Source organism: Pseudoalteromonas sp. Z9A4, assembly GCF_011378845.1.
Lineage (GTDB): Bacteria > Pseudomonadota > Gammaproteobacteria > Enterobacterales > Alteromonadaceae > Pseudoalteromonas > Pseudoalteromonas arctica.
Genome location: NZ_WTLA01000003.1, coordinates 102495 through 117873 on the forward strand (window position 1 = coordinate 102495; position 15379 = coordinate 117873).

The following is a 15379-nucleotide window of genomic DNA, read 5'->3' on the forward strand; positions in this document are numbered from 1 at the left end:
TTAGTTCACTGCCGCACAGGCAGCTTAGAAAATTACACCGTAATAATCTTGCGGGCCACTTGGGTTCACTGCCGCACAGGCAGCTTAGAAATAGCTAAATCTAAGGCTATGTATGAAAAGCTTGTTCACTGCCGCACAGGCAGCTTAGAAAATAAGGAGTTTACAAATAAACAGATAGCAAATGTTCACTGCCGCACAGGCAGCTTAGAAATTCGACTTTTTCTCTTCATTGTTATTCATGTATGTTCACTGCCGCACAGGCAGCTTAGAAATAATTGCCACTGGTACGTATAATCAATTGGAGGTTCACTGCCGCACAGGCAGCTTAGAAATCGCTAGCTAGTCTTTCAGATCGCTCTTTAGCGTTCACTGCCGCACAGGCAGCTTAGAAAATGCAAGAAGAGGTCGATGTTAGGCGTGCGCTGTTCACTGCCGCACAGGCAGCTTAGAAATGAGAGTAACCCATCTCGGTTTGTTTTATTTCGTTCACTGCCGCACAGGCAGCTTAGAAAAATCTGCAAAGGCTACTATAAAAGCTATTGATGTTCACTGCCGCACAGGCAGCTTAGAAATGTTACGCAATTAATAAAATGCTCCACAGTAAGTTCACTGCCGCACAGGCAGCTTAGAAACGTCCAAAAAGTATAAGCAGGGTGCGCTTTAGGTTCACTGCCGCACAGGCAGCTTAGAAAATAGCAGGATTAAACGACAACGACCTATCAGCGTTCACTGCCGCACAGGCAGCTTAGAAACTTAGCGCTCGTACCGAACATGCGTGTAACCGGTTCACTGCCGCACAGGCAGCTTAGAAACTGCAGCATTGCTTGCGCTGTCTATGCTTTGGTGTTCACTGCCGCACAGGCAGCTTAGAAATAACGGGTCTATTAAAGACGAGACAACAACCGGTTCACTGCCGCACAGGCAGCTTAGAAAGAAAGCGCTGGGAAAGGTACGTACAATATATTGTTCACTGCCGCACAGGCAGCTTAGAAAACATGAGCAAGACGACGAGCAAAGCTTAGCCCGTTCACTGCCGCACAGGCAGCTTAGAAATTGCTGTAGATAACTCAACGATCAACTGGGCAGTTCACTGCCGCACAGGCAGCTTAGAAAAGTAAGGAATTTAGCACCAGTGATAAGCACACGTTCACTGCCGCACAGGCAGCTTAGAAAACACAGGATGATTGGTTATCGTTGAGTAACTAGTTCACTGCCGCACAGGCAGCTTAGAAAGTTCGTAATGTAAGTTTCACAAATTGCTTTAGGTTCACTGCCGCACAGGCAGCTTAGAAATGATAGCGCTTTTCTACAAGGCTTATTCACTAGTTCACTGCCGCACAGGCAGCTTAGAAATTTTGGCAACCGCGAGGTGTGGCTAGGTTACGGTTCACTGCCGCACAGGCAGCTTAGAAAAGTATGTGCAAAAGCTGGCTTTCAATGCTGGGTGTTCACTGCCGCACAGGCAGCTTAGAAAATAAACAAAATAACCATAGAGACTGCATACAGGTTCACTGCCGCACAGGCAGCTTAGAAAAGTCGGCGGAACTGCTTTAGGGCGCGAATAATGTTCACTGCCGCACAGGCAGCTTAGAAAATGCTCGACGTGTCGTCGGGGTCCTTGTCTGTGTTCACTGCCGCACAGGCAGCTTAGAAATCTACTGGTGCTTTGCTTATATTGTATAAGCCGTTCACTGCCGCACAGGCAGCTTAGAAAAATCCACTAGCGTAAGCGACAACAGATTGCTTGTTCACTGCCGCACAGGCAGCTTAGAAATAAACCGAGGCTTTGAGCGCGCGCAGATTCGATGTTCACTGCCGCACAGGCAGCTTAGAAATTCTACCGTGACCGCTGGAACTGTGCCGAGCGGTTCACTGCCGCACAGGCAGCTTAGAAAAAATAAAAACAGACCATCCTCAATACCGTAATGTTCACTGCCGCACAGGCAGCTTAGAAATTACGGGAAGCGTGAGTTTAATGCAAATGATGGTTCACTGCCGCACAGGCAGCTTAGAAAAGCAGGAGAACCCAACTTTGGGGGGACGTACATGTTCACTGCCGCACAGGCAGCTTAGAAAAACCCCAAAGCTCTCAAATATCAGCAGCACTAGTTCACTGCCGCACAGGCAGCTTAGAAATAAGATAACGTCAGTGCCGTCAGTCGCTGCGAGTTCACTGCCGCACAGGCAGCTTAGAAACGTGGATCTGCGAGTAATAATTTAGCAATTTCGTTCACTGCCGCACAGGCAGCTTAGAAAATTGAGTTCACTTTGGGTCAAGCTCACTGCAGCATATGCAGCTATAGAGGTCAATTAACTTGCTCTCTAACTTATTCAATAAACATAATTACTAATTGAAATATAATGGCAAACACACCCAGCAATAACAAATAAGTGCCAAATTGCGTGGCTAAATTGGGTGCTTTTAGCGCTGTAAAATAATGTACCTAAACTATAAAAAATGCCGCCGGCAAGTAGCCAGTAAAGTGCTTTTACATCAACACTTGAATAAAGCGGATATACAATAGCCAGTGCAAACCAACCCATGAGCAAGTAGGTGGCGAGCGATATTTTTTTATTACCGTTTTTTACAAATACTTTGTACGCAACGCCTGCTAGTGCAACAGTCCAAATAAATGTAAGTGTTGCCCATGACCAAGCACCGGTTAATGAGATTAATAAAAAGGGAGTGTAGGTGCCGGCAATTAATAAGTATATGGCGCAGTGATCGCACTTTTTATAAAAGGCTCTTAAGCGCGGTTGAATACTGGCATGGTACAAAGTGGATGACAAAAACAGCACAAATAGGCTGCTGCCATAAATTGCAGTACTAATATACGCTTTAGTGCTGGTGGCTTGGCTAAATAAATCCCACATAACAAACGCGGCAAATATAATACCGAGTGCATGGCTGATTACGTTTAATTTCTCTTCTTTACGGGAATAAGGCGTTTCTAACGACATAACTGTTCCTACCACTATTGGAATTAATTTCAGTGTACAACTGTACGCTGAAGGTTTCAATCTTAGCTGTGAGTAATTCTAAATAACTTTATTTGATACGCTACTTTAGCTTTTACTTGATTTTAAAGAGAATTAATTCACTATGTTGGTGTCTAGTGTAATACATATTACGAGCTGAAATAACCATGAAACAAGATCTAAAAGCTGCTTTACTTACCGCCATTGTTTATCCTGGAGCGGGGCATTTTTCTTTAAAAAAACACCTTATAGGCGCTATTTTTGCAGGTGTATTTTCTGTTCTTTTAATTTTAACCCTACAAGATATATTTGCGATTGCACAGTGTACTGCAAATGAAATTGTAAACGGAAAAATCCCCATGTCGGTTACGGCCATTTTAAAAGCTGCGCAACAACCATCTGACGCTTGCGCTCAACTCGCTGAATATAAATATTTACCTTTAATGATTATAATTTGGGTGCTGAGCATGATGGATGCATACCGTTTGGGAAGAAAAGCGCTGCCCACTAAAAAATAAGCCACTTAATTAGAACTCGGTTTGGTTGGCTTATTAATTTTCTTCCCGCATATTTATCCCTGATATTTAGCTATTATTGATGGCGGTAATAATTATTATTACCGCCTTTTCATTTTTATACATATTTTTTGTAACCGAAATTTTTTGCCCGCATCATGTAAACATCGTGTAAATGCCTGTATATACCCAGTAAAATCCTCAAACCTCGTTAAATCGCTCACTTGTTGATATTTAGTTAACTAAAATCCTTATCTTTGTACCTTTTTATTCATTTAATGTTAATAAATAAATGGTACTTTCTGCTCGCCAAATTAACTTTATTTGGCTATTAAGTATTGGTTTGGTGTCAATTTATTACGTCAAGCAATGACGACTGATAATTTCAATTTAAGGAAATACGATGAATAACAGTTCAAATAATCACAAAAGAAAGGATTTTAAAGTGGCGAGCTTATCGTTAGCTTTATTATTAGGATGCTCAACAATGGCCAATGCCGCTGTTGAAAAGTTAACGGTGAGTGGAAATCAAATTCTTGCAGGTGGGGAAAGCACAAGCTTTGCAGGACCTAGCCTATTTTGGAGTAACACGGGGTGGGGCGCTGAAAAATTTTATACAGCAGAAACAGTAGCAAAGGCAAAAACTGAATTTAATGCAACATTAATTCGTGCCGCTATTGGCCATGGTACGAGTACTGGTGGTAGTTTGAACTTTGATTGGGAGGGCAATATGAGCCGTCTTGATACTGTTGTAAATGCCGCTATTAGCGAAGATATGTACGTTATTATTGATTTTCATAGCCATGAAGCACATACCGATCAAGCAACTGCAGTTCGCTTTTTTGAAGACGTAGCTACCAAATATGGGCAGTACGACAATGTTATTTATGAAATTTATAACGAGCCGTTACAAATCTCGTGGGTTAACGATATTAAGCCTTATGCAGAAACAGTTATTGATAAAATTAGAGCAATCGATCCTGATAACTTAATTGTGGTTGGAACGCCTACGTGGTCGCAAGATGTTGATGTGGCATCACAAAACCCAATTGATCGCGCCAATATTGCTTACACTCTGCATTTTTATGCTGGCACGCATGGTCAATCGTATCGAAATAAAGCACAAACAGCACTCGATAACGGCATTGCACTATTCGCCACAGAGTGGGGAACAGTTAATGCTGATGGTAATGGTGGTGTTAATATTAATGAAACCGATGCATGGATGGCATTTTTTAAAACAAACAATATTAGCCACGCTAACTGGGCTTTAAACGATAAAAACGAAGGTGCTTCGTTATTTACTCCAGGCGGTAGTTGGAATTCACTAACATCGTCAGGCACTAAAGTTAAAGAGATCATTCAAGGTTGGGGTGGTGGTAGTAGCAATGTTGATTTAGATAGCGACGGGGATGGCGTAAGTGACAGCCTTGATCAGTGCAATAATACTCCCGCAGGTACAACGGTTGATAGTATTGGTTGTGCAGTAACTGACAGCGATGCCGATGGTATAAGCGATAATGTTGATCAATGCCCTAATACACCTGCAGGTGAAACTGTTAATAATATAGGTTGTGTTGTTGAAGTAGTTGAGCCACAAAGCGATGCGGATATCGATGGTGTGAATGATGATATTGATCAGTGCCCAGATACACCCGCTGGTACAAGTGTTGATACAAATGGATGCAGTGTTGTAAGTTCAACAGATTGTAATGGTATTAATGCATACCCTAATTGGGTGAACAAAGATTACTCAGGTGGTCCGTTTACTCACAATAACACTGACGATAAAATGCAATATCAAGGTAATGCATACAGCGCAAATTGGTATACAAACAGCCTTCCAGGAAGTGATGCTTCGTGGACGCTTCTTTATACTTGTAATTAAGCACGTTAAATAAAATATGCGAAGAAGGTAAATAATACATCTACCTTCTTTTTAAAAGTATCAGCCTTTATAAACACTTTGGTGTTGTTCAACAATATTGTAGCTTGGTGAGTTTATGTTATCTATATAGCGCCAATCGGTTGTGATTTGCTCGTTTGTAATTGTCAGTATCATATATCCGCGGTGCGATAGGTCACAATAATTTAAGTCGTTTATTAACAATGAAAGCGAGTCAGCCATTTGCTTTGCTTGTGCTGTATTAAGCGCTAAATAATGCTCCATACCCGGGGATGTAACGCCAGGTGTTGCAAACTCTACTCCTACGCTTTCGCCTTTTGCATTTTTTAATATGCCATGCCACGCATTGTGCGTATCACCTGCAACCACGACTAACTTTTTATTTAATGCGGTAACGCTTTTATATAATGCTTCGCGTTCGCTTGGGTAACCATCCCACGCATCTAAATTATAAGGCATTAAAGTATTTACGCGTGCGAGTTGCGCGGGTGTTACCGCTTTATTTTCTAACACGGCTTTTTTAATGGCAACAAGCTCTTTTAACACCTGCGGTATTTTAGTGCGATCGGATTGCGAGAATATTTCAGTAGGTAGCCACATTTTAGTCATCAATACTTGCTGGCCCAATACTTGCCATTTTGCATTTGATTTAGTTATTGCACTGGTGAGCCAGTTTAGTTGTGTGTTACCTAGTAAATGCCTTTTTGGATTATTTAAATCACTGACAAAGCGCGCAACATCCATTTGCTTGGTCTCGGGGTTTTTGTAGTCGCTGTAAGCGAGTTGTTTATCGCGTGCTATTACGCGCGTATCTAGCATATGTAAGCTTATTAAATTACCAAAATCGAAGGTGCGATATATTTGCGGGCTTTGTTCGCCCATAGGTGGCCTAATTGGCAGCCATTCGTAATAGGCTTGAATAGCTGCTGCGCGACGCTTAAAAAAATCACCTTCATCAGGGGTATGATTTTCAGCACCACTTTTATAGGTATCGTTGGTAACTTCGTGATCATCCCATATTGCGATAAAAGGCGCTGCAGCGTGAAGTGCTTGAAGGCCTTGGTCTGTTCTGTAAATAGCATAGCGTTTACGATAGTCGCTAAGGGTAATAATTTCACCGCTGTTATCAGCTGCTAATTGGCGGCCAATGTTTTCTGCATTTTGTGTGGCGTACCCGCCCATTGGGTATTCGTAAATGTAATCTCCCAAATGCAGTACTACATCTAAATCTTTTTGCTTAGCGGCATCTGTGTAGGCATTAAAATACCCCGCAGGGTAGTTTGAGCAAGACACAACAACCATTTTTATTTGTTCAATATTACTAACCGGCAGAGTTTTAGCGCGGCCAATAGGGCTTTGTGTATTTAACCCAATAAAGCGATAAAAGTATTCTGTATTTGGAGTAAGGTCTTGCACATCTATTTTTATTGTAAAGTCGCGGCTTTTATCGGTTTGTTCGCGCCCGCTGCAAATAATATTTTTAAATTTAGAATCACTTGCCAACTCCCAAGCAACAGTTACTTCTGACGTTAATTGAGAAGTTGTTGCGCGTGTCCATATTATTAAAGCATTACTAAGCGGGTCGCCACTCGCTACCCCGTGTTTAAATTCAATTGCTGATAGAGGCTTGCTCATTAATGTTTGAGCACAACCTGTAATGGCGCTCGATACCGCAACTGTAAATATGCTTGCAGCTGAGGTTTTTAAGAAATTTCGACGAGATGAAAGGGTCATACTGCACTTTTTTAATTATTAATAGTGGTGCGCACTTTAATGGTTAGATATGACGTTTTTATAAACGATAAATGTATTTACTGTGACGGTATTAATACACTTAAAACTCTTTTATTTATTAACTAAAAAATAGTCAAAAAATTAAATTAAATGGTTAAATTAACGAGGTATGAATTTATTAAATTAAAGCAATCAATGTAAAGTTGTTTAATTACAGTTGCTTACGATTTATTTTTATGTTGGCACAACCCTTGAGTATATAACTACGTCTAAACAATACACAAACAAGGAATACCATTATGAAACATTCAATTAAAATCGCTATGGCAAGTTTATTAGTATTAGGTTCTGCGCAAGTTCATGCAGTAGAAGTTGACCTAGATGTAACTGATATATTAACTCAAAGTGTAGCAAGCTACGTAAAGCAAACCACAATCGAGCTTGAAAAATCACTAAAGGAAACGCTTTATTTTGATGCTAAAACTGTTTTAGAGGGGTTATTAGATGAGCCCGTTTTAACAGATAGCGCAACGTTTAAAAATACTGACGCTAGCGTTAAAAACGTAAAATAAACCACTTAAAGGATTAAAACGATGAGCAGTGAACTTGGATTATTTGCATTAATGTTAGCACCCGTAGTAAGCATGATTAGCGCTTATTACTCGGTTCAAGTGTTTAAAGCTATGGGAGGTTGGTTTAATCTTTAACCAATTATATAGCTGGTAATTAATTCGATTCATACAAAGCTGATCGACTTAGCAAAAGCGCACGTAAATAAAGGCAGAGTGTTTGAAATAAGTAGACTTTATGAAACGTGCGATTTTTCCATTACCCATTTTTATGTTACCTGAAGGTTTTACGCGATTACGCATATTTGAGCCTCGTTATTTAAATATGGTTAAAACCGCATTAAAAAATAATTCAGGGTTTGTGCTTTGTACATTTGAGCACGACACGCCATTTAATATAAGTGCGCAAGGTTGCCTTGTCGATATTATCGATTTTGACCAAGACGATAACGACGTACTATTAATTGATGTATTTGCCTCGCAAAATGTGCAAATAAACGATGTTTACCAAGACGAAGACGAACTACGTCATGGCTTAGTGTCGCCTTGCAATACGCCTTATTGGTATAAGGATTCTAACAACGACATTGGCGATCATTACCTATTACACGACGCGCTTAAAAACGTATTTGCAGGTAATTCAGAGCTTAATTTATTGTACAAAAAAACTCATTTTGACAAGTTGCCTTGGATTGCAGCACGTTGGCTTGAGCTCCTACCTATATCAATTGAGAAAAAACAGCAACTTGCGTTTGAAACGAACTTTGATAACTTGCTGAGTTTCCTCCATACTGTGATTAATAACGAATTTGCCTAAATTTTATGATCCTAAATTAATTATTGCCCGTATTACTTAATACAAAAGCAATAACGGGATAAATTATTATGGTAAGTCAACAACAGTCACCACGTTGTGAACCTAATACAGGTAAGTACACTGCCATGCCAGAAACGCCGAGTAAAGAGCTCATGCAAGCGCTTATAGATGTTGCGCAATCACGCGATAAAAAAGCATTTTCCTATTTATTTGAATACTTTGCGCCAAAAATTAAACGCTTTGGAATTAAGCAGTTTGGTGTTGAAGCGCAAGCTATGGAGCTTGTGCAAGAGACACTAACGTCAGTTTGGCGTAAAGCACATTTGTATCACAGTGAAAAAGGTGCGGCGACTACGTGGGTTTATACCGTTATGCGTAACGCTTCATTCGATATGCTTCGTAAAATGAAAAGTAATAAAGAAGAAAATATAAGCGAAGACATTTGGCCGTTATTAAACGACTCACAAGATACACATCACGAATACAGTGATCATTTAGAAGATAAGCAAATTAAACGCTACCTCGATAAATTACCTATTGCTCAACGCGAAGTGGTAAGAGGCGTTTATTTTCAAGACATGTCGCAAGAGCAACTTGCGCATCAACTTAATATTCCAGTAGGCACGGTAAAATCACGATTACGTTTGGCCTTGCAAAAATTACGTAATGAAATGGGAGATCAGCATGATTAAACATCACCCGAGTGAAACTTTACTGACACAGTATTGCGATGCATCACTTGCTACATCACTAAGTTTAGCCGTATCTATACATGTAGATATGTGCCCTGCGTGCCAAGCTAAAGTAGCCAAAATTGAAGCAAGTAATGCGGACGCATTATTTAGTGAAGAGCCAGCCAAATTTGAGAAACCTCAAACTGAGCAATCTGAATTACTTGAAGAATTTGAATTAAACGTACTTGATATGATCATGTCTGATGATTCTATCGATGAGGTTTATGAAGTTGAGCCTGTGTCTGTAAGTATTAACGAACACAACTATCAGCTGCCGCGTGCTTTAACACGTATTTCTCATAGCAAATTTACACAAGTTGGTAAGCTAGCGCGTTCTCGTGTTGCATTAGATGATGGCGCGCTGCGTTCAAGCTTATTGCATATTGATGCTGGTGGTGAAATTCCTGAGCATACACATACCGGATTTGAAGTTACTTTACTACTAGACGGTGAGTTTAGTGATGAAGATGGTAATTACGTACCAGGCGACTTTATTTGGCAAGATGGTAGTCATCAACATACACCTTTAACGAAAGATGGATGTTTATGCTTTACAGTTGTCAGTAGTGCGCTACATTTTAATAAGGGCTTCAGCAAGTTACTAAATCCAATCGGTAATTTGATTTACTAAGAGAACATATGCAAACAGATATAATAAAAATAGGTATAAGCGCCTGCTTAGCAGGCGAAAAAGTCAGATTTGACACAGGACATAAAAAGTCTAATTTTTGCATGGATGAATTAGGCAAACACGTTGAATATACACGTTTTTGTCCGGAGGTAGCAGTAGGTTTACCGATACCTCGTCCAACTATTCGTCAAGTTAAAGTAGGCGATACTATTAAAGTATGTCGCCCAGATGGTAGCGGCGAAGTAGGGCAACAACTTACCGAATATGGTAAAAAAATTGCAACTGAACAAGCTAAAGAACTAAGCGGATTCGTATTTTGTGCTAAAAGCCCGAGCTGTGGCATGGAGCGCATTAAAATATACAACGAAGCTGGTACAGGCAATACCTCAGAAGGTGTTGGTTTTTTTGCTGAGCAAATAATGAAGCATAACCCATTGTTGCCATGTGAAGAAAATGGACGTTTAAACGACATGCACTTACGTGAAAACTTTGTGATGAGAATTTACGTTTTTAAAAATTGGCAAAAGCTAGTACAAGAGCCGCTGTCGGTTCACAAGCTTACTCAATTTCATTCTCAGTATAAGTACTTGTTAATGGCTCATAATTACCAAGCTTATCGCGACTTAGGTAACCTACTAGGAACATATGTAGGTGACGATATAAGCGCAGTTGCTGATGAATATATTTTAGGTTTGATGACAGGTCTTAAAAAGCCAGCTTCTCGAAGAAATAACTGCAACACGCTGATGCATTTACAAGGTTACTTTAAAACATTTTTATCGAAGGTTGAAAAACAAGAACTTCGTGATGCAATAGATGAATATCGCGAAGGGTTGGTGCCATTATATGTACCACTTACCTTGTTAAAACATCATTTGAAGGTTCACCCAAATGAGTACCTTGAAAAACAAGTGTTTTTTAACCCTTATCCTCACGATTTAAAATTACGATTTGGTATTTAATGGATACATTATTTTGGTTTAGGCGCGATTTGCGCCTTTTTTCTAACGAGGCGTTAATTCAAGCGCTTAATAATGGCGCTAAACACGCCATTTTTTTTGTGTCTGAAAAACAGTGGCAACAACATCAAGCTGCGCCTATTCAGATTGACCTACTCAAGCGCCGAGTTGCTTACCTTCAATCACAGCTTGCTGATGTCGGTATTACTTTACACATTATTGAAGCGCCAAGCTTTTGCGATTGTGAGCGTGAACTTATTAATTTTTGTAAGTTAAACGATGTAAAACATGTAATAGCTAATGCAGAATACGAGCTTAATGAAGTAAATCGCGATAAGGCAATTTTGCATGAATGCGATGAGCTTTCTATTACTTTTACCTTGTACGAAGGCGATTTAATTGCACCTGTTGGCACGGTTAAAAACCAAAGTAATGAAATGTACAAAGTGTTTACTCCGTTTAAGCGAGCGTGGTTAAAGCAGTACCAAGATACACACTTTAGTTTGCCACAATGGCCTTTAGCTTCTGAGCCAATAAAGTTTGATGAAAGTGACTTACTAAAAAGTGATGGAAGCTCTGATAAGTGGCCGGTTGACGATGAAACACTAGCAACCGTGGTCGATAACTTTATATGCGATAAGCTAACAAGCTACGACGATCAGCGTGATATTCCTAGCATAAAGGGTACATCGGGTTTAAGCCCTTATTTAGCATTGGGTATTGTAGGTACTAAGCAGCTACTTATTAATATTCAACAGCGTTATCCAGATATTTTAACTACGTCGAAAAGTAAAACCTTTACGTGGATTAACGAGCTGATATGGCGTGAGTTTTACAGACACTTAATTGCTGAGTTTCCTAAGCTTTCGCGCGGCGATAACTTTAACGAAAAGTATAACGCGGTAGTGTGGCGTAAAAACGAAAGTGAATTTAAAGCATGGTGCGAAGGGCGTACAGGTTACCCGTTAGTGGATGCTGCAATGCTACAACTAAAGCAAACCGGTTGGATGCATAACCGTTTGCGCATGGTTGTTGCGAGCTTTTTAACCAAGCATTTATTAATAGATTGGCGTGAAGGTGAGCGCTTTTTTATGCAGCACTTAATTGATGGCGATTTAGCTTCAAATAACGGTGGTTGGCAGTGGGCAGCTAGTACGGGGTGTGATGCTCAGCCTTATTTTAGAGTGTTTAATCCTATCAGGCAAAGCGAGCGCTTTGATCCAACAGGCAAGTTTATCCGTAAGTATTTACCAGAGCTTGAAAACGTGCCAGATAAACACATTCATTTTCCTCACACTTATTTAGCCACAATAGGTAAAGATAAAGAATGTTACTGGCCAGCAATAGTTGATCATAAAGCGGCACGAGAACGTGCACTTGCTGCATTTAAGGTGTGATATGGATAACCAGTTACCAGTAGATAAATTTGTTGAAATATACCAACAGCTTGATAGCACTAATCTTGATTTATTGAGTGATATTTACTGTGACAACATACAGTTTATAGACCCGATGCATGAAATTAATGGCATTGTAGAATTGCGCAGGTACTTTGCTAACTTATATAGCAATGTTAAGCACTGTCAGTTTGATATTAATGATTCGTTTGATAGCGGCAACAATGCTTTTATCTATTGGACTATGCACTATGCACATCCAAAGCTTTCATCAGGTAAAACTATTTCGGTAGAAGGTCATAGCAAGCTTATTTTTGAAAATGGCAAAATTATCAAGCACAGAGACTACTTTAATGTGGGCGAGTTGCTGTACAAACATATTCCTTTACTTGGTAGTGTTATAAAGCTAATTGATAAAAGGGCAGGTTAATTATGATCACACTTATAACGGGTGCTACTTCTGGTATTGGTGAGCAGTTAGCAATTAAATATGCGCAGTTGGGAGACACTGTTATAGCTTGTGGCCGTAATAGTGAAAAGCTCGCTGAACTTGCTAAATACGACAATATTCAAGCATGTAAATTTGACGCAACTAACTTGCAAGATATTAAAGAGTCGACAGTTGGCTTTCCTCATTTTGACCGTGTTATTTTAAACGCGGGTAACTGTGAATATATAGATGACGCCCGAAATTTTGATAGTGCATTGTTTGAACGTGTAATAAACGTAAATTTACTCTCTATGGGGTATTGCCTTGAGGCGCTACTTCCTAAAATAAATTCAGGTGGTCAGCTTGTTTTGGTCAGCTCAAGTGTTACCTATCTTGCGCTACCTCGTTCAGAAGCTTATGGTGCATCAAAAGCGGGTGTAAGTTACTTAGCAAAAAGCTTAGCTGTTGATTTAGATGATGTTGATGTAACTTTAGTTCACCCTGGCTTTGTGAAAACTCCGCTTACTAATAAAAATAATTTCCCGATGCCTATGGCCGTTACCGCTGAAAAAGCCGCAGATTATATGATTAAGGGAATACATAAGCGCCGAAAAGATGTTCACTTTCCGTACCGTTTTACACTTATATTAAAAGCATTACGTATTTTACCACTCCCGATTTGGCTTAAAATCGCAAAAGGATTAGCCCGTTGAAAAAAATAGCAATAATAGGAACTGGTGTATCTGGTTTAACATGTGGGCATTTGCTTCATAAACATTACGATGTAACCGTATTTGAAAAAAATGATTATATAGGTGGTCACACTGCAACGGTTGATGTTGATGTGTGCGGCATAAAATACGCAATTGATACTGGCTTTATTGTATTTAATGACAGAACTTACCCATACTTTGAAAAGTTACTATCGCGTATTGGTGTAGATAAACAAACAACGCAGATGAGCTTTAGTGTTCATAACGAAGCCACTGGCTTTGAATACAATGGCCATACGTTTACAAGCCTGTTTGCACAGCGTCGTAATATTTTTAGACCTAAGTTTTGGCGATTATTGTACGACATTGTTAGGTTTAACAAACTGTGTAAAGCACTACATGAAAAAGATGATTACCAGTCTGATCAATCATTAGGGCAACTGCTTAGTGACAATCACTTTAATGACTTTTTTAAATACCATTATATTCTTCCGATGGGCGCGGCTATATGGTCTACCAGTATTAAAGAAATGGACAATGTAGGCGTTGAATTTTTTGTTAAGTTCTTCTTTAATCATGGCCTTTTAGATGTAACAAACAGACCACAGTGGTATGTAGTACCAGGTGGCTCTCGTCAGTATATTAAGCCACTGATCAGAGGCTTTGCTGATAAAATTAAACTTAATACAGATATTAAATCTGTTACGCGTCAAAATGATGAGGTAACAATAGAGTTTGCCAATGGTGAATTAAGTAAGTTTGATAAAGTAATATTTGCTTGTCATTCAGATCAGGCGCTTGCACTACTTGGTGATGCGACTGAGCAAGAAAAGTCAGTATTGGGTGCAATAGCTTACACTGAGAACTCAGTTGTGCTGCACACCGATACAAATCTTTTACCAGATAGAAAAGCGGCATGGGCAAGTTGGAACTACCTACTTAATAACAACACTGATAAAGCAGCTGTTGTTACTTACCAAATGAATATTTTGCAAGGTATACAATCGGATACACAGTTTTGTGTAACGCTTAATCATCTTGAAGGAATAAACCAGAGTAAAATTTTGCGCGAGTTTACTTATCATCACCCTGTATTTAACCAAGAGTCAATTGCTGCTCAAAAGCTTAAACACAGTATTGATGGACAAAACAATAGTTATTTTTGTGGTGCTTATTGGTACAATGGTTTCCATGAAGATGGCGTACACAGTGGTGTAGATGTAGCCAAGCAACTTGGGGTCGAATTTGACTAGTGCAGTGTATTTAGGCGATGTAAAACATCGCCGTTTTGCTGTTAAAGAACATCGTTTTAGTTACCCTTTGTATATGATGTGGGTAGATTTAAATAATCCTCAACAACTAAATGGTGTGCATAAGCACATAGGTACATCAGGCTTAAAAGCGTTAAAATTTAATGAAGCTGATTATCTTAAAGATACCTCAGAACTTGCGAAACGACCTCTTATTGAGCGTGCGCATGATCAACTTGCCAATTTAGGTATTACTGAAACCTTTTCTCATATTTACATGTTAGGGCAGTTTCGTTGTTTTGGTGTGTATTTTAGCCCTGTTAATTTTTACTTTTTTGGCCACAACGACACCCGTTTTAAGTACATGATAGCTGAAGTGAGTAATACACCATGGAACGAACGTCATTATTATTTAGTCCCTTTAGAAAAAAAAGTGAACTTTAAGAAGGTTTTTTCCGTATCACCTTTTATGAATCTGGATATGAACTATCATTGGCATGTTAAACAATCGCCTGATAAAACATTGATACACATTGAAAATAAGCGAAATGAAGAGTTATTATTTGATGCAACACTTCGCTTGAAACGTAAAGAACTCACTAACGAAGAGATTAATAAGTTGTTTAAACGTTTTCCGGCCATGACATGGTCTATTTTCAAAGGTATTTATTATCAAGCGTTAAAGTTGTTTATAAAGCGAGTGCCTTTTTTAGGTCACTCAGGTAAGCCATAAAGCACATCGATA

14 protein-coding genes and 1 CRISPR repeat array (1 of these 15 running past the window's edge) are annotated in these 15379 nt (G+C 39.4%); of the genes, 12 read left to right on the top strand and 2 right to left on the bottom strand.

Features of this window, described 5'->3' with window-relative positions; genetic code table 11:
* Window positions 1–2305: direct repeats of the CRISPR family, unit length 28 nt; unit sequence GTTCACTGCCGCACAGGCAGCTTAGAAA (it extends 2221 nt beyond the left edge of the window).
* A 26-nt stretch (window positions 2306–2331) separates the two neighbouring features.
* Entirely contained in the window at window positions 2332–2961 is a 630-nt protein-coding gene (locus GQR54_RS03840; RefSeq protein ID WP_166376592.1) for a hemolysin III family protein, read from the bottom strand.
* A gap of 185 nt (window positions 2962–3146) precedes the next feature.
* Here GQR54_RS03840 and GQR54_RS03845 point away from each other — a divergent pair, with 185 nt between their 5' ends.
* Together GQR54_RS03845 and GQR54_RS03850 are read left to right on the top strand one after the other, a co-directional pair.
* Window positions 3147–3497, top strand: a complete 351-nt coding sequence (locus tag GQR54_RS03845; RefSeq protein WP_166376593.1) for a hypothetical protein — start codon at window positions 3147–3149, stop codon at window positions 3495–3497.
* A gap of 400 nt (window positions 3498–3897) precedes the next feature.
* The gene (locus GQR54_RS03850; RefSeq protein ID WP_166376594.1) at window positions 3898–5382 is read left to right on the top strand and encodes a cellulase family glycosylhydrolase; all 1485 of its coding nucleotides are present in this window, start codon (window positions 3898–3900) and stop codon (window positions 5380–5382) included.
* Between the two features lie 60 nt (window positions 5383–5442).
* On the opposite strand, the gene GQR54_RS03855 is transcribed toward GQR54_RS03850, so the two are convergent.
* On the bottom strand, window positions 5443–7134 hold the full coding sequence (locus GQR54_RS03855) for an alkaline phosphatase D family protein (RefSeq protein WP_166376595.1): 1692 nt from the start codon (window positions 7132–7134) through the stop codon (window positions 5443–5445).
* A gap of 299 nt (window positions 7135–7433) precedes the next feature.
* On the opposite strand from GQR54_RS03855, the gene GQR54_RS03860 reads away from it, so the two are divergent.
* The 10 genes from GQR54_RS03860 to GQR54_RS03905 all read left to right on the top strand — a co-directional run bounded on the left by GQR54_RS03860 (window position 7434) and on the right by GQR54_RS03905 (window position 15367).
* Window positions 7434–7706 (top strand): hypothetical protein, encoded by a 273-nt coding sequence (locus tag GQR54_RS03860; RefSeq protein WP_166376596.1) that lies wholly within the window; start codon window positions 7434–7436, stop codon window positions 7704–7706.
* Between the two features lie 235 nt (window positions 7707–7941).
* Entirely contained in the window at window positions 7942–8520 is a 579-nt protein-coding gene (locus GQR54_RS03865; protein WP_166376597.1) for an LON peptidase substrate-binding domain-containing protein, read from the top strand.
* A 68-nt stretch (window positions 8521–8588) separates the two neighbouring features.
* The gene (locus GQR54_RS03870) at window positions 8589–9212 is read left to right on the top strand and encodes a sigma-70 family RNA polymerase sigma factor (RefSeq protein WP_010552978.1); all 624 of its coding nucleotides are present in this window, start codon (window positions 8589–8591) and stop codon (window positions 9210–9212) included.
* Entirely contained in the window at window positions 9205–9885 is a 681-nt protein-coding gene (locus GQR54_RS03875) for a ChrR family anti-sigma-E factor (RefSeq protein ID WP_166376598.1), read from the top strand. Before GQR54_RS03870 ends, GQR54_RS03875 begins: the two co-directional genes overlap by 8 nt.
* A gap of 8 nt (window positions 9886–9893) precedes the next feature.
* Complete coding sequence (locus GQR54_RS03880) at window positions 9894–10847, top strand: DUF523 and DUF1722 domain-containing protein (protein ID WP_165728011.1); 954 nt, start codon at window positions 9894–9896, stop codon at window positions 10845–10847.
* On the top strand, window positions 10847–12241 hold the full coding sequence (gene phrB / locus GQR54_RS03885) for a deoxyribodipyrimidine photo-lyase (protein WP_165728010.1): 1395 nt from the start codon (window positions 10847–10849) through the stop codon (window positions 12239–12241). The genes GQR54_RS03880 and phrB overlap by 1 nt, the downstream gene beginning before the upstream one ends.
* Window position 12242: 1 nt before the next feature.
* Window positions 12243–12671 (top strand): nuclear transport factor 2 family protein, encoded by a 429-nt coding sequence (locus tag GQR54_RS03890; protein WP_024592207.1) that lies wholly within the window; start codon window positions 12243–12245, stop codon window positions 12669–12671.
* A gap of 2 nt (window positions 12672–12673) precedes the next feature.
* Entirely contained in the window at window positions 12674–13384 is a 711-nt protein-coding gene (locus GQR54_RS03895) for an SDR family NAD(P)-dependent oxidoreductase (protein ID WP_166376599.1), read from the top strand.
* The gene (locus tag GQR54_RS03900) at window positions 13381–14637 is read left to right on the top strand and encodes an FAD-dependent oxidoreductase (RefSeq protein WP_166376600.1); all 1257 of its coding nucleotides are present in this window, start codon (window positions 13381–13383) and stop codon (window positions 14635–14637) included. The genes GQR54_RS03895 and GQR54_RS03900 overlap by 4 nt, the downstream gene beginning before the upstream one ends.
* Entirely contained in the window at window positions 14630–15367 is a 738-nt protein-coding gene (locus tag GQR54_RS03905; RefSeq protein WP_010552975.1) for a DUF1365 domain-containing protein, read from the top strand. Before GQR54_RS03900 ends, GQR54_RS03905 begins: the two co-directional genes overlap by 8 nt.
* The last annotated feature ends 12 nt before the right edge of the window (window positions 15368–15379 follow it).

Excerpts from the sequence above, each read along its gene's own strand:
- GQR54_RS03840 (WP_166376592.1), bottom strand. The coding sequence starts at position 2,961 with ATGTCGTTAGAAACGCCTTATTCCCGTAAAGAAGAGAAATTAAACGTA.
- GQR54_RS03845 (WP_166376593.1), top strand. The coding sequence starts at position 3,147 with ATGAAACAAGATCTAAAAGCTGCTTTACTTACCGCCATTGTTTATCCT.
- GQR54_RS03850 (WP_166376594.1), top strand. The coding sequence starts at position 3,898 with ATGAATAACAGTTCAAATAATCACAAAAGAAAGGATTTTAAAGTGGCG.
- GQR54_RS03855 (WP_166376595.1), bottom strand. The coding sequence starts at position 7,134 with ATGACCCTTTCATCTCGTCGAAATTTCTTAAAAACCTCAGCTGCAAGC.
- GQR54_RS03860 (WP_166376596.1), top strand. The coding sequence starts at position 7,434 with ATGAAACATTCAATTAAAATCGCTATGGCAAGTTTATTAGTATTAGGT.
- GQR54_RS03865 (WP_166376597.1), top strand. The coding sequence starts at position 7,942 with ATGAAACGTGCGATTTTTCCATTACCCATTTTTATGTTACCTGAAGGT.
- GQR54_RS03870 (WP_010552978.1), top strand. The coding sequence starts at position 8,589 with ATGGTAAGTCAACAACAGTCACCACGTTGTGAACCTAATACAGGTAAG.
- GQR54_RS03875 (WP_166376598.1), top strand. The coding sequence starts at position 9,205 with ATGATTAAACATCACCCGAGTGAAACTTTACTGACACAGTATTGCGAT.
- GQR54_RS03880 (WP_165728011.1), top strand. The coding sequence starts at position 9,894 with ATGCAAACAGATATAATAAAAATAGGTATAAGCGCCTGCTTAGCAGGC.
- phrB (WP_165728010.1), top strand. The coding sequence starts at position 10,847 with ATGGATACATTATTTTGGTTTAGGCGCGATTTGCGCCTTTTTTCTAAC.
- GQR54_RS03890 (WP_024592207.1), top strand. The coding sequence starts at position 12,243 with ATGGATAACCAGTTACCAGTAGATAAATTTGTTGAAATATACCAACAG.
- GQR54_RS03895 (WP_166376599.1), top strand. The coding sequence starts at position 12,674 with ATGATCACACTTATAACGGGTGCTACTTCTGGTATTGGTGAGCAGTTA.